13 protein-coding genes are annotated in these 13,919 nt (G+C 54.2%); 9 read left to right on the top strand and 4 right to left on the bottom strand.

What is annotated here, in order from left to right:
- The first annotated feature begins 118 nt into the window (after positions 1-118).
- The gene (locus ACQY5R_RS04385; RefSeq protein ID WP_428604990.1) at positions 119-244 is read left to right on the top strand and encodes a hypothetical protein; all 126 of its coding nucleotides are present in this window, start codon (positions 119-121) and stop codon (positions 242-244) included.
- Complete coding sequence (locus ACQY5R_RS04380; protein ID WP_428604979.1) at positions 187-561, top strand: hypothetical protein; 375 nt, start codon at positions 187-189, stop codon at positions 559-561. The genes ACQY5R_RS04385 and ACQY5R_RS04380 overlap by 58 nt, the downstream gene beginning before the upstream one ends.
- A 94-nt stretch (positions 562-655) precedes the next feature.
- Here the strand turns inward: ACQY5R_RS04380 and ACQY5R_RS04375 are convergent, their stop codons facing one another.
- From ACQY5R_RS04375 to mfd, 4 genes are all read right to left on the bottom strand, one after another.
- On the bottom strand, positions 656-1,666 hold the full coding sequence (locus tag ACQY5R_RS04375) for a DsbA family protein (protein ID WP_428604977.1): 1,011 nt from the start codon (positions 1,664-1,666) through the stop codon (positions 656-658).
- A gap of 127 nt (positions 1,667-1,793) precedes the next feature.
- A complete protein-coding gene (locus ACQY5R_RS04370; protein ID WP_428604975.1) occupies positions 1,794-2,738 on the bottom strand; it encodes a bile acid:sodium symporter in 945 nt (314 codons plus the stop codon).
- A 24-nt stretch (positions 2,739-2,762) separates the two neighbouring features.
- Positions 2,763-3,533 (bottom strand): peptidoglycan binding protein CsiV, encoded by a 771-nt coding sequence (locus tag ACQY5R_RS04365; RefSeq protein WP_428604972.1) that lies wholly within the window; start codon positions 3,531-3,533, stop codon positions 2,763-2,765.
- Positions 3,534-3,680: 147 nt separating this feature from the next.
- A complete protein-coding gene (mfd, locus tag ACQY5R_RS04360) occupies positions 3,681-7,172 on the bottom strand; it encodes a transcription-repair coupling factor (protein WP_428604970.1) in 3,492 nt (1,163 codons plus the stop codon).
- A gap of 237 nt (positions 7,173-7,409) precedes the next feature.
- Here mfd and napF point away from each other — a divergent pair, with 237 nt between their 5' ends.
- The 7 genes from napF (at position 7,410) to ACQY5R_RS04325 (ending at position 13,828) form a co-directional block, all read left to right on the top strand.
- Positions 7,410-7,928, top strand: coding sequence for a ferredoxin-type protein NapF (gene napF, locus ACQY5R_RS04355; protein ID WP_428604968.1), 519 nt, complete (start codon positions 7,410-7,412; stop codon positions 7,926-7,928).
- A 21-nt stretch (positions 7,929-7,949) separates the two neighbouring features.
- Positions 7,950-8,207, top strand: a complete 258-nt coding sequence (locus tag ACQY5R_RS04350) for a chaperone NapD (protein ID WP_428604965.1) — start codon at positions 7,950-7,952, stop codon at positions 8,205-8,207.
- On the top strand, positions 8,204-10,765 hold the full coding sequence (gene napA, locus ACQY5R_RS04345; RefSeq protein ID WP_428604963.1) for a nitrate reductase catalytic subunit NapA: 2,562 nt from the start codon (positions 8,204-8,206) through the stop codon (positions 10,763-10,765). Before ACQY5R_RS04350 ends, napA begins: the two co-directional genes overlap by 4 nt.
- Positions 10,766-10,854: 89 nt before the next feature.
- On the top strand, positions 10,855-11,721 hold the full coding sequence (gene napG / locus ACQY5R_RS04340) for a ferredoxin-type protein NapG (protein WP_428604960.1): 867 nt from the start codon (positions 10,855-10,857) through the stop codon (positions 11,719-11,721).
- Complete coding sequence (gene napH, locus ACQY5R_RS04335) at positions 11,721-12,641, top strand: quinol dehydrogenase ferredoxin subunit NapH (protein WP_428604958.1); 921 nt, start codon at positions 11,721-11,723, stop codon at positions 12,639-12,641. Before napG ends, napH begins: the two co-directional genes overlap by 1 nt.
- A 53-nt stretch (positions 12,642-12,694) precedes the next feature.
- The gene (locus tag ACQY5R_RS04330) at positions 12,695-13,123 is read left to right on the top strand and encodes a nitrate reductase cytochrome c-type subunit (protein ID WP_428604955.1); all 429 of its coding nucleotides are present in this window, start codon (positions 12,695-12,697) and stop codon (positions 13,121-13,123) included.
- 141 nt (positions 13,124-13,264) lie between these two features.
- A complete protein-coding gene (locus ACQY5R_RS04325) occupies positions 13,265-13,828 on the top strand; it encodes a NapC/NirT family cytochrome c (RefSeq protein ID WP_428604952.1) in 564 nt (187 codons plus the stop codon).
- The last annotated feature ends 91 nt before the right edge of the window (positions 13,829-13,919 follow it).

Raw genomic sequence — 13,919 nt, 5'->3', positions numbered from 1 at the left:
GGAGCAGAAACGCAAGGGTTCGCGTGTAGAATTTCTTGAGCAGGAGGCGGAGGGAGGTTGGGCCACAACCATCACACCCAGCCTGGCTGAATTCATTTCATAAGTCAGGACATGCTATCTGGCGACGGCCACGGCGGATGGCCAGCCTTATGTACAGCATCGGGGCGGGGCGCCGGCTTTTTGCAAGTGTTGGACTCCCAGACCCTGGGTTTTGCAGATTTCAGGGGCAGCCGGCAATACGTGACCACCTGTAACCTTGAGGTGAATCCCCGCGCTTTCCTTTTCCTTATGGATTATGCCCGCAGCCGTCGCGTGGAGATGTGGGGCACGGCAGGCGTGGTGGAGAACGATCCGGCACTCAGTAATCGTCTTTTGGTAAAAAGTTACCCCGCCGATGTGGAGCAGGTGATCCTGTTCACGTTAAAGGCGTGGGATGTCAACTGTCCCAGGCACATCCCTGCCATGGTTCCCATGGAAGAGGTATCCAAGATCTGTAAGCGGTTTGAAACAAGAATCGATGAATTGGAGCGTGAAAATACTGCGCTCAAGAAGGCGGAGTAAATCGATACGGTAGTTTATGGACACTAAATACCAAGATGCCCGGTTGTTAACCGGGCATCTTGGATTGTGGCCGATACAAAGAGCGGATCGGTGTTTAACGACCTTTCAGATATTTTTCGATGGCGCTAACAAAGACGTTGGCGGGTTGGGCACCGGATATCAGCTCGCCTTCCAGCGTACCGTTATCCGGATTGTGAAAACCGACAATAAAACCGGGTGTCCCGGTGATGCCGACCGATTGTCCGGCTGCCATGTCGTTGGCCACGCGGTCGGCATAGGTATCTTTATCCAGGCAGTTGTCGAACTGCTCCAGGTCTTTCAGCTTGACCCGTTTGGCAACCGCCTTCAGTGCCGTACGTGAAAGATTGTCAGGTTGACTGAATAAAATATCATGCATTGCTTCGAAGCCTCCCTGATCCCGGGCGCATTCGACGGCAATCGCGGCATCATCTGCTTCTTTGTGGAATGCCAACGGGAAGTGGCGATAGCCGAAAGCGACTTGATCACCGTACTGTTCGATTAGTTGCTTGACCGTGGCCTGGGCCCGTTTGCAGAACGGGCATTGAAAATCCGAGAACTCCATGACCATCACTTGGGCCTTGTCGTTACCCCGAATATAGGCACTGTCCACAGACAATTTCAGCAACATCTCTTTCGGTTTGACCAACCTCGAGGTGACGTCCCCCTGGAGGGTGGCACGCTGGTAGAGTTGGATTTGGCCCCGGGCCTTTGCCATCCCCTCCATGTACTCCCGGATCATAGGTCCCAATTTCTCCAGAGAACCGCGACCCTGTAGATTGTTTTTCATATAAAAGCTTTCGATCTGGTCATCGTTGATCACAACCGGGGCGGGTAACTGGTACGCCGACGAATCACTGGTCAATTGGCCAACCGCATGTTGAATGAATGCCTCTTGTAGGGCGTCATGCAATTGGATACGCAATTCGTTGATCTTTTGGTTCTCGATATCCGACAGCAGCACGTCCTTCCCGCTGACGGTGCCAACGACACTGCTTTCGCTAAGTAAGACATCGGGGGCGGCGTGAAGCAGCGGTGTGCTCAGGAGCAGGGTCAGCGTGAGTAGGTGAATTCTAATGGGTTTCATCGATAATCCTTCGGATGGTGTGAGCCCGGTGGGCATTAGCATCTGTAAAGCTCGGACAGCGCCCCCGGCAAGGGAGTTCCAGGCTGATTCATTTCATTGGGATGTGGGTCATGATTCTTAGGGCTAATCATGACACAGAATCGAGCCCGGCAGCAGACTTGGCTAACCGCACCGCCAGCATGGAATCGATCAGCAATTGTAGGAAATGGAATAGGATGCATGCGACCAGCGCCACACCTATTGGCTGATTGAGTGCCGCCAATACACCGACTGCCACGGGCAATGTTTTTTGTGATGCCGTGAACAGTAGTGCGATCCATTCTTCGCGATCTGGTTGGTTCAGACGACGTGATCCAAGACAGAGCAGCAATAGTGCCCCGTGTAGTAGCAGTGCGGCAATAATTATACTGCCGATCAATACCAGGCTGATCTCTTTGAGGGTACTGCTGGAAGCCGAGACCAACATCCAGACTGTGAGGATTACGCAACTGGAAGGTAGGTAGCGGACCAACCAGTGCCGGGGTGAGAGCTGGATGATTCGGCGGCCCAGCATTCCGACGGCAAAGGGGAGCAAGATCATTATCATCAACTGTTTCAGCAGCGGCCAGGGGGAGAGTTCCAGATTGCCCACATTTTCCAATACCAGCGGCAGTAGGAACGGAATGGTAAAGACGCCTAACAGGTTCAACAGGATGGTCAGAAACAGCGCCTTGAGCCCGTCGCCATTGGCAAGTTGAGTGATAACGATGCCGGAGGAGAGAGTCGACGGAACGGTCGCGATGATAATCAGGCCAATGGCGGCGCCGGCGGGGAGCGCCAATAGCGAAGCGGTTGCCAGACCCAAAAACGGGCTGATCAGCAGGTTGATCAGGATAGCGATCAGGCCGGTGGACCAGAGTTTTCCCGATGTCGGTATCTGACTCAGCACCGTCTGGTATCCGTTGACCAGGAAGATGGTGACCACCATCCAGGGGATTAACCCCTGATGCTGGAGTGCCGTCCCCGGCTCCGGGGAGACCCAGGCGATGAAAAAGGCAAGCAGTAAACCAATAGGGAGGAAATAGCCGCTCATATCGCTGTTTGCTTAGCCTTTGGCTCAGTTTGCCGCAGGCTTAGGCGTCTGTTCGTCTGTTGCCGAAGGTGGCGTTCTGTCGGTTGCGGGGGGAGCGGTGGTCCCGGTCTGTGGCGTCGTATCGGGAACCGTTTGCGGCTCAGGCTCAGGTTCCGGCAGCTCAACGCGGCTGATCAGGATCAGTGCACCCATTTTCGGATGGTCGATATAGTGCAGTTCACCGCTGCGCATGCGCCGGGTACCTTGGAAGCGGATGCTGCCCTGGGTCGGACTGCTGAATGCATCGAACGGGGCAGGGGGCAGATTGCTGTTGGCGCCACGCAATAACAGATCCAGCGCTACATGCAGGTAGCGGTTTACATTGATCTTGATCAGGCCTTCGAATGGGGCGGGGGGGGTATCGTCACGGTGGTGCAGATCCGGTCCTAGATAGATGGCATCCGCCGCCGTGTTGCTGGCGACCTGCTGTCGCCAGGCCTGGTGAAATAAGGGTTCCAATTCGCCGCGGCTTCGTCGCAGAGCATTGAATTCCGCATTCAGTCTCCAGGATGATTGAGGCAGCAGGGTGTAGGGTGGAAGCGGCTCTTCTGCCGGTGTTGGATTGAGTGATACCGCATTTGACCAATCGGGGCTGCCCGGGTCCTCGGGCCAATTTTCCGAGAGATCGGCGGTGGGGTCGCCCTGCTTGAACAGGATCAGCTCAACGTCATACCAGGGCGCCTCCTCCGCGGCCTGAACAAAGGTGGTCAGGACAGAGAGCATGAGCAGTGTTGTAACAAATCGGGCCAGTTTCATAAATTGTGTACTTGCGGATGAACGATTGATTCTCAACAGCCGTAGATTGTCCCTTTCACAGGAAAAAATGTATAGAGGTAATTGATTGCCGGCAGTCCGGCATTTTACAACTGTGACGTCTATGGCCTCTTCGAGGGTATTTGGTCGCTATCCGCAGACCTCGTCCAAAATAGCCCCCACTTGATCGATGCGCCGTTGTGGGTCGCTGAGGTCCTTGAAGAAGCGCAGCTTTTCGCCGCCGTCCAATTTGTACTCTTTGGGGCGAGTTTGAATCAGTCGGATGATCTGTCCCGGGTCGATCTTCGGTTGACCATCGAACAGGATGCGGCCGCCGACAGGACCCGCTTCGATTTTACGAATACCCAGCGGGTTCGCCTTCAATTTCAGACTGGTGATGCCGAATAGGTTCTTGGCCGGTTCCGGGAGCAGACCGAAACGGTCGATCATCTCCACCTGCAACTCTCTCAGCTCGTCGTCGGAGCCGGCGCTGGCGATCCGTTTATAGAGCACCAGGCGAGAATGCACATCGGGTAGATAATCTTCCGGCAGCAGGGCCGGGAGTTGCAGGTCTATTTCAGCTCCGTGATCCAGCGGGCGATCGAGATCGGGATGTTCTCCCGCTTTCAGCGCCTTAACGGCACGTTCCAGCAGTTCGCTGTAGAGGCTGAATCCCACTTCGTGTATCTGACCGCTCTGTCCCTCTCCCAGCAGTTCACCGGCGCCGCGGATCTCGAGATCGTGAGTGGCCAGGGTGAACCCAGCTCCTAAATCCTCAAGTGATTCAATTGCTTCCAGCCGCTTCTTCGCGTCAGATGTAAGTGTTGCGGGCGGCGGAGTGAGCAGATAGGCATAGGCCCGGTGGTGGGAGCGTCCAACCCGACCGCGCAGTTGATGCAGTTGTGCCAGTCCCAATTTATCGGCCCGGTTGATGATCATGGTATTAGCGCTGGGAACGTCGATACCACTCTCGATAATGGTGGTGCAGACCAGGATATTGAAGCGTTGGTGATAGAAATCACGCATGATCTCTTCCAACTGGCGCTCGCGCATCTGCCCGTGAGCCACCTGAACGCGGGTGCCGGGCAGCAGTTTCTCCAGTTTATTGGCGGTGTTTTCGATGGTGCTGACTTCGTTGTGCAGAAAATAGACCTGACCGCCGCGCTTGATCTCACGCTGACAGGCTTCAATGATCAGGGCATCGTTCCATTGGCTGGTAAAGGTCTTGATCGGGTGGCGCGCGGCGGGCGGTGTGGCGATGATCGACAGATCGCGCATGCCCGACATCGCCATGTTCAGCGTTCGGGGTATGGGCGTGGCGGTGAGTGTCAACATATCCACTTCGCTACGGAGTGACTTGAGTCGCTCCTTGTGTCGCACACCAAAGCGATGTTCCTCATCAATGACCACTAATCCGAGATTTTTATACTGAATGCTCTCCTGCAGCAGTTTGTGGGTGCCGACCACGATGTCTACCGTGCCGGCTGCCAGACCATCCATGATCACTTTTTGCTGCTTCGCCGTACGGAAACGGGACAGGCTTTCGACTTTAACCGGCCAATCGGCAAAACGATCCGAAAAATTCTCGAAATGTTGCTGGGCGAGCAGGGTGGTGGGAACCAGCACCGCCACCTGTTTGCCCCCCTGGACCGCCATGAAGGCCGCCCGCATGGCGACCTCTGTTTTGCCGAATCCCACATCACCACATACCACCCGGTCCATGGGCTGGGGTGAAGTCATGTCCGTTATCACCGATTCGATGGCTTGCAATTGATCGGGTGTCTCCTCGAATTCAAATGAGGCGGCAAAGGCCTCATACTCCTCTCCGGGTGGTGGAAAGGCGTAGCCCTGGTGGGCGGCGCGGCGCGCATAGATCTCCAGCAGCTCCGCCGCCACATCGCGTGCCTTTTCAGCCGCTTTGCGTTTGACGCGTTCCCACTGATCACCGCCGAGACGGTGCAGCGGCGCCGTTTCCGGTGTTGCACCGGCATACCGGCTGATCAGGTGCAGGGATGACACCGGAACATAGAGTTTGTCGCCGCGCGCATACTCCAAGGTGAGGAATTCAGTGCTCATTCCAGCCACTTCAATGACCTGTAGCCCAAGATAGCGACCCACACCGTGATCCTCGTGCACGACCGGCGCGCCGATATTCAATTCGGTCAGATTTCGAACGATCTGATCCGAGTCACGCTGCTTGGCCTTTCGGCGTCGGTCCTGGCGAACCCGCTCGCCTAACAACTGGCTCTCCGTGATGATGACCAGGCCGGCCTGATCCAGCCAGATTCCCTGCTCCAGCGGGGCGACAGCCAGCATCACTGGGTGGTCGTCGTCGAGAAATGCTTGCCAGCTTTGCGCGTGCTTGGGTCGGATATCGTAGCTGGCTAGCGTCTCTTTCAGCATTTCCCGGCGTCCCGCACTCTCTGCAATAAACAGGATCCGCCCTGGTGAACGGGCGATGAAGGCATGCAGTGCAGCGGCGGGGCGTTCTGCCCTTGCCTGGAAACTCAATGGCTCGGCAGGACGTGTGGCGAAATTGAAGAAGTCACGGTATCCCTTCTGGCGTGCTGCTATTTCATTGGATTGGATGCAGATCGACAGGCCCCGATTCAGATTTGCCTGCAGATGTTCGCTGTCCAGATAAAGCTGTTCCGGGGCGAGTAACGGGCGTTCCGGGTCGTAGCGCCGCTGCTCATAACGGGTCTGAACCTGTTGCAGAAACTGCTCGGCCCAGTCCGGGGTTTCGGTGGTGCGAATAGTCAGTAACTGATCCGGAAGAAAATCAAACAGCGTTGCTGTCTGCTCAAAGAAAAGCGGCAGATAGTATTCCAGTCCACCCGGTGCGTTGCCGTTCGATACCTCTCTATATATGAGGCTGCGTTGGGGATCCCCTTCAAAACTGTTGCGGTAAGCTTGGCGAAAGTGGGTGATACCGGCCTCGTCCAGGGGATATTCCCGCGCCGGCAGCATCTCGATGGCGTTAACACGATCCAGCGTACGTTGGCTTTCAGGGTCAAAGGTTCGAATGCTTTCCACTTCCTCATCGAAAAGATCGATGCGGAATGGGGTGTGGCTGCCCATCGGGAAGATATCCAGCAACGAACCTCGTATGGTGAACTGCCCATGCTCCACCACCTGCGAGACGCACAGATAACCGGACTGTTCAAACTGACGACGCATGCTCTCCAGCGACAGGGTATCGCCCGGTTTCAACATCAATGTATTGGCCTGCAGATAATTTTTCGGTGGCAGGCGTTGCAGCAGGGTGCTGACGGGAACGATCAATACCGCCTGCTTCATCTTATCCAGGCGATAGAGCGTCAGGAGTCGTTGGGAAACCAGTTCAGGTAACGGAGAGAAAATATCGTACGGCAGCGTTTCCCAGTCCGGGAAGGCAAAGACAGGAATGGTTTGGTCGGTAAGAAAAAATCGTAACCCATCCTCCAGCTTTGCTGCCTTTTGTGCATCATCGGCAACCACCATTGTGACCCCGGAGAACGCCTTGGCTGCGCTGGCGATAGCCAGTGCGTCACTGATTCCATAGAGCTGGCCCCACTGGATACGTTCGTCTTGTTGAACAGGAAGCGGGGGGTGCAACGGTGTGTGGCGTGTTGCGGAATCGGTTGGTTGCGGATCGGTCATATCGGTATTTCATCAGGTAAAACAGGCGGCTGATTTTCGCACAGCCGGCCTGACTATCGAAGGCATATTTTGATGGGGATTAAAATATTTTATTTCCTCATGCAGGGGATTTGTTGACATGGGTCAACAATACCGGAGGGCTCAGAAAAAACTTGACCTAGGTCAACGATGGTCAAGGGGGGCGGGTCTATAAAGCCCTTTAATTGAGTAGGTGATTATTTTCTCAAGCTTGGGCTTATGGAACACAACGTCAGTCGTGCACAGCTATTAAGTGGGAATGTTACCGGGGAAAGGTCTCTCTTTCGACCTCCCTGGGCGCTGACGGAGGTGGAGTTTGTCGATCGCTGTAGCGGTTGTGGTGATTGCATCAGCGCCTGTCCTGACAAATTGATCGTTGTCGGTCGCGGCAAACTTCCGCAAATGGATTTTACCCGTGGCGGTTGTGATTTCTGTGAAGCGTGCCTGACCGCTTGCCCGGATGGGGCGCTGGTCCGCGACGATGCCTCCAATGAGCCGCCCTGGAAGATACTCGCCTTGATCCAATCTACCTGCCTTTCGCTTAACGCCGTGATCTGCCGATCCTGCGCCGAGGCATGTGATGAGCGAGCGATACGATTTCAACTGGAAGTCGGTGGGGTGGCCAAGCCTCTGCTGGATTCCGATTCATGTACGGGCTGCGGCGCCTGTTTTGCCGTTTGCCCCATACGCGCAGTAACCCTTTGTTCAATAAACGATCCGCGCGATCAAGCCGCGTAAATTAAGGAGTGAATAACGACAATGAATATATGCAGCGCCATTGTACATGCCAAGCCTGAGGTGGCTGGTGTCGTGCAGGCACGTTTAGAAGAGTTCGAAGGCGTCGAAGTACATGGTGGAGTTGAGGCCGGAAAGCTGATCGTCACCCTGGAAGGGGAAGGCGATGACGCTTTGGCGGACACCATGGCCAAATTCAATGATGTAACCGGTGTAATTAATACGGTGATGATTTATCACTATTGCGGGGACGAACCTGCTGATAAGGAGGTAATGAAGTGAAACTAACCAGGCGTGACTTTGTAAAGAGCAATGCGGCTGCAGCAGCAGCCGTGGCAGCGGGTGTGACACTGCCAGCCATCCAGGTGGCCAATGCCGGAACCGCCGACGGCGTGGATGCCGACGGTATTCGTTGGGATAAAATAGCCTGCCGCTTCTGCGGTACCGGCTGTTCTGTTCTGGTCGGAACCAAGGGTGGCAAGATGGTTGCCAGCCAGGGCGACCCGGATGCACCCGTCAACAAGGGTCTTAACTGTATCAAAGGTTACTTCCTGCCAAAGATCCTCTACGGAGAGGATAGGCTGACTCAACCGCTGTTGCGTAAAAAAGGCGGAAAGTTTGCGAAAGATGGTAAGTTTGAGCCGGTTTCCTGGGACGAAGCCTTCGATGTGATGGCTGAGCACTGGAAGGTCGCACTGAAGAAGGATATGGAGAAAAATGCCGGTAAACCGGTCGATAAAATGACCTCCTCGGTAGGTATGTTCGGCTCCGGTCAGTGGACAGTGTGGGAAGGCTTCGCCGCCTCCAAACTGATGAAGGCCGGTTTCCGCTCCAACAACCTGGATCCAAATGCCCGTCACTGTATGGCTTCCGCTGTGGGTGCGTTCATGCGCGCTTTCGGTATTGATGAGCCGATGGGTTGCTACGATGACCTGGAACATGCCGATGCATTCGTGCTGTGGGGCGCCAATATGGCGGAGATGCACCCGATCCTCTGGTCACGTTTGACGGATACCCGTCTGACCAAGCCGGGTTGCGAAGTGCATGTGCTCTCCACCTATGAGCATCGTTGCTTCGAGTTGGCGGATAACGGCATGGTATTCCATCCGCAGTCGGATCTGGCGATCGCCAATTATATTGCCAACTACATTATCCAGAACAAAGCTTATAACCAGGAATTCCTCGATAAACACGTCAACTTCACCAAGACCCCGACGGATATCGGCTATGGTTTACGTCCGGATCACCCGCTTGAGAAGGCGGCTAAGAACGCCGCTAAAGGCAAACTGTCGAAGATCAGTTTCGAAGAGTATGCCGCCTCGGTTGCACCCTATACGCTAGAGAAGGCATCTGAAATATCCGGCGTGCCGGCTAAGAATCTGGAGCAGTTGGCCAAACTCTATGCCGATCCTAACAAAAAGGTATCCTCTTACTGGACTATGGGCATGAACCAGCACACCCGTGGTGTCTGGATCAATGGTCTGGTTTATAACATCCACCTGTTGATGGGCAAAATTTCCGAGCCGGGCAATAGCCCGTTCTCACTCACCGGACAGCCTTCCGCTTGCGGTACGGCACGTGAAGTGGGCACGTTCTGCCACCGTCTACCGGCGGATCTGGTGGTGGCCAATCCGGCCCATCGCAAGTTTGCTGAGCAAGTGTGGAAACTGCCGGAGGGGACCATTAACGGCAAGGTGGGCTTCCATGCGGTTCTGATGCATCGCATGCTGAAAGACAGCAAGCTGAACACCTTCTGGGTGATGTGTAACAACAACATGCAGGCGGCGGCCAACCTGAATGAAGAGTCCTATCCGGGATGGCGTAATCCCGCCAACTTCATCACGGTCTCCGATCCCTATCCCACCGTATCGGCGATGGCTGCTGATCTTATCCTGCCGACAGCCATGTGGGCAGAAAAAGAGGGCGCCTATGGAAATGCCGAGCGGCGTACCCAGTTCTGGCGTCAACAGGTTAAGGCACCGGGTGATGCGAAGTCAGATCTGTGGCAGTTGATGGAGTTCGCCAAGCGCTTCAAGATGGAAGAGGTATGGCCGGCAGACCTTCTGGATAAAGCACCTGAATATAAAGGCAAGACGCTGTTCGACGTACTTTATACCAATGGCCAGGTCGATAAATTCCCGGTTCAGGAAGTGAAGGACAGCCAAGGCAACGTTTACGACAACGATGAGATGGCCGACTTCGGTTTCTATCCGCAAAAGGGTCTGTTTGAAGAGTATCGGATGTTCAACTCAGCCGACAACATCATCAAGAAAGGTCATGAAATGGCTCCGTTTGATGACTATCACAAGGCGCGTGGTATTCGTTGGCCCGTGCTCAACGGCAAGGAGACACTGTGGCGTTTCCGCGAAGGTTACGATCCACATGTAGCCAAGGGTGAGGGTGTCAAGTTCTACGGTAAGCCAGACGGTCGGGCTAACATCATTACCGCACCTTATGAGCCGGCGGCCGAAAGTCCGGATAAAGAGTTTGATCTCTGGCTCTGTACCGGACGTGTACTTGAGCATTGGCACTCCGGGTCCATGACCCGTCGTGTACCGGAACTGTATCGTGCCGTACCCGACGCCGTCGTATTTATGCACAAGAACGACGCCAAGAAACGGAAACTGCGTGATGGTCAAATGGCCAAACTGCAGACCCGCCGTGGCGAACTGCTTGCTCGCGTGGAGACACGCGGCCGCAATCGTCCTCCCGAGGGGCTGGTGTTTATCCCCTGGTTTGATGCGAGCCGCCTGGTCAATAAGTTAACCCTGGATGCTACCGATCCGCTGTCCAAAGAGACGGACTACAAGAAGTGTGCGGTGAAGGTGATCAAGGCGTAACGGGTAGTTCTCGGCTCAGTCGGTGAAAACCGATTGAGTCGGCAAACTGGAATGATGGGAAACCGGATCGATAACAGAGCAGTAACGAGATGTCAGATTCAGGTGATGGTACAGGCAGAGGCATTAACCGCCGGCAGTTTTTGAGTCAAACGCTCAAGACCGCTTGTGGGGTAGGCCTTATGGGTATGGGGCTCGGCTTTTATGCAAAGCAGGCTGAGTCGCTGCCGGCGATGGCAATCAGGCCACCCGGGGCGCTGCTGGAAAAGGATTTTCTGGGTGCCTGCATTCGGTGTGGACTCTGTGTGCGGGATTGTCCGTACGACATTTTGTCGTTGGGGCAGTTGGGGGATGAGGTGGCTACGGGCACACCTTACTTTTACGCGCGGACGGATCCGTGTGAGATGTGTGAGGACATCCCCTGTGTAGTCGCTTGCCCAACCAATGCCCTGGACCATGGGTTGACCAACATTAACGATGCCCGTATGGGTCTTGCCGTGTTGGTTGATCAGGAGACCTGTATCGCGTTTCAGGGACTGCGCTGTGAAGTCTGCTTCAATATCTGTCCGATTCGGGGTAAGGCGATCACGTTGGAGTATGAGCACAATGTACGTTCAGGAAAGCATGCGCGGTTTCTACCGATTGTGCATTCCGATGCCTGCACTGGCTGTGGACTCTGTGAAAAAGCCTGCATCCTCGAAGAGGCGGCCATCAAGGTTTTCCCCACCCATTTGGCGAAGGGAGAGCTGGGCAGACATTATCGATTCGGATGGAAAGAGAAGGAGAAAGCAGGAAAGTCGCTGGTAACACCGGATGTAGAGCACCATTACAACCTACCTGAAGGGGTGCGCTACGACTTGCAAGGTAAAGGCTTGATCACGGAACCCGAGGGGCAGCAGCCGACGCCGTTCCCCTCCAATCCGCTGGATAGGCTGAACCGAGGAATGGAGAATCAATAATGGCTGAGAAGTTGCTAATCGGTGCAGAAGCCATTGCCGCCAAGGGTTGGTTAAAGGCCCATCAGTGGTTGATTCTTCGTCGTGTAAGCCAGTTGTCGATATTGTTTTTGTTCTTGCTTGGTCCGTGGGCAGGGGTGTGGATAGTGAAGGGTAATCTGGCCGCTAGTATGACGCTGGATGTGTTACCCCTAACTGACCCGCATGTTCTGTTGCAGTCTGCATTGTCGGGTGTGGTGCCTGAGTTGTCGGCCATTATCGGCGTGGTCATCGTGATTGCCTTCTATCTGCTGGTGGGGGGAAGGGTGTACTGCTCCTGGGTATGCCCGGTGAACATGGTGACCGATGCCGCTGCCTGGTTACGTCGAAAACTCGGTATTAAAGCCTCTTCGCAGATGGCGCAGTCAACGCGTTATTGGGTGTTGGGATTGACGTTGATCCTGCCGCTGATAACCGGCTCGCTAGTCTGGGAGTTGTTCAATCCGGTATCGATGCTGTTTCGCGGCATTGTGTTTGGAATGGGCATGGCATGGATTCTGATTGTGGGGGTTTTCCTGTTCGATCTGTTCATTGTCAAGAACGGATGGTGCGGACGACTCTGCCCGGTGGGAGCGTTTTACAGCCTGCTGGGTTCCAGGAGCGCGATCAGAATTGTTGCAGCGGAGCGGGATAGCTGTAACGACTGCATGGATTGCTTTGTAGTCTGCCCGGAGAAGCAGGTGATCAAGCCCGCTTTGAAAGGTGCGGAGAAAGGCATTGGGCCGGTCATTCTCTCTGCAAATTGCACAAATTGTGGTCGCTGTATCGATGTCTGTGCAAAAGATGTATTCCAGTTTGGTACCCGTTTTAACAACCTGAAGGTGAACGCTTCCGGAAAGCAGGTTGATGGAGAAGTGCAGCGGCACGCTGTTCAATCCGAATAACTTGATCCGTCAAATATCCGGATATCATGATTTAGAGCTTTATGGAGATCGAGATGAAAAAAGTAATCGTAACCCTGCTGGTTGCCGTGGTGACACTCATGTTCACCGGGGGAGCCTTCTCTGGAGTCGCCTCTTTGCGCGGTGATAAGGATATAGCCGCCGAAGCGGATAAGAGTCCAATGCGTAAACAGGTTGTCACTCAAGGTGGTGTAGAACGGAGCTACAAGATTCAGCCACCGGTGATCCCACATAAGATCGACAAGGAGACTATCAATCTGAAGACCAACACTTGCCTGAAGTGTCACTCTGAAAAGACCTATGAAAAGAAAAAGGCACCGAAAGTAGGTGATTCACACTACGTAGCACGGGATGGAAAAGTTTTGGAAACCATCTCTACACGCCGCTACTTCTGTAATCAGTGTCACGCACCACAGCTGAATGCAGAACCGATAGTTTCGAATAGCTTTGAAGGCGCGAAGTAAGTTTTGCAGTGGATGTTGAACCCACCTCCGATTCAATAATATATTGGATCGGAGGTGGTTTTTGATCACAAGCAATTACCTGGATAACTGGCATCGGTATGATGCGAACAGAGATAACAACGAAGTCAGTGGGGACGTAAAATGAATAAAGGTGCCAAACGCGGCGTTGCGGGTTTGTTGGTAGTCGGTATTGTGCTGGGTATCATTCTTTGGGGTGGCTTCAATACGGCAATGGAAGCGACCAATAATGAGCAGTTCTGTATCTCTTGTCATGAGATGGAAGAGAACGTTTATCAAGAGTTGCAGGATACAATTCACTTTACCAATCGAACCGGCGTGCGGGCTACCTGCCCGGATTGTCATGTGCCCAAAGACTGGGTGCATAAAGTGGTCCGTAAAATTCAGGCGAGTAATGAGGTTTATCACAAACTGATGGGCACCATTGATACGCCGGAAAAATTCGAAGCTAAACGACTTGAGTTGGCTAGGAATGTCTGGAAGGCGATGAAGGATACGGACTCACGCGAATGCCGCAATTGCCATAATTTTGATTCGATGGATTTCAGCCGGCAGGAGAGTCGTAGCGCCGATGCCCACGATGAGGCCATTGAGAAGGGTTACACCTGCATCGATTGTCACAAGGGGATCGCTCATCACCTGCCGGAAGGTTACGACCCCTCAGAGGATTTGCCCGGCGAAGGATAAGTTCGCCGTTGTAGGCAGATATCCGGGAACCCGAATCCCCCGGACTGGCTGGAGCAGTAGCTCGTTGGGTTAGACCAACGGGCTATTGTTT

The sequence above is a fragment of the Sedimenticola sp. genome (assembly GCF_050289425.1).
Taxonomy (GTDB): Bacteria; Pseudomonadota; Gammaproteobacteria; order Chromatiales; family Chromatiaceae; genus Sedimenticola.
Note: the sequence above shows the minus strand (reverse complement) of the source record. Positions and strands in the feature narration are given on the sequence as shown.

What these genes read in the sequence shown, in the direction of transcription:
- ACQY5R_RS04375 (WP_428604977.1), bottom strand. Translation starts at nt 1,666, where the DNA reads ATGAAACCCATTAGAATTCACCTACTCACGCTGACCCTGCTCCTGAGC.
- ACQY5R_RS04370 (WP_428604975.1), bottom strand. Translation starts at nt 2,738, where the DNA reads ATGAGCGGCTATTTCCTCCCTATTGGTTTACTGCTTGCCTTTTTCATC.
- ACQY5R_RS04365 (WP_428604972.1), bottom strand. Translation starts at nt 3,533, where the DNA reads ATGAAACTGGCCCGATTTGTTACAACACTGCTCATGCTCTCTGTCCTG.
- mfd (WP_428604970.1), bottom strand. Translation starts at nt 7,172, where the DNA reads ATGACCGATCCGCAACCAACCGATTCCGCAACACGCCACACACCGTTG.
- napF (WP_428604968.1), top strand. Translation starts at nt 7,410, where the DNA reads ATGGAACACAACGTCAGTCGTGCACAGCTATTAAGTGGGAATGTTACC.
- ACQY5R_RS04350 (WP_428604965.1), top strand. Translation starts at nt 7,950, where the DNA reads ATGAATATATGCAGCGCCATTGTACATGCCAAGCCTGAGGTGGCTGGT.
- napG (WP_428604960.1), top strand. Translation starts at nt 10,855, where the DNA reads ATGTCAGATTCAGGTGATGGTACAGGCAGAGGCATTAACCGCCGGCAG.
- napH (WP_428604958.1), top strand. Translation starts at nt 11,721, where the DNA reads ATGGCTGAGAAGTTGCTAATCGGTGCAGAAGCCATTGCCGCCAAGGGT.
- ACQY5R_RS04330 (WP_428604955.1), top strand. Translation starts at nt 12,695, where the DNA reads ATGAAAAAAGTAATCGTAACCCTGCTGGTTGCCGTGGTGACACTCATG.
- ACQY5R_RS04325 (WP_428604952.1), top strand. Translation starts at nt 13,265, where the DNA reads ATGAATAAAGGTGCCAAACGCGGCGTTGCGGGTTTGTTGGTAGTCGGT.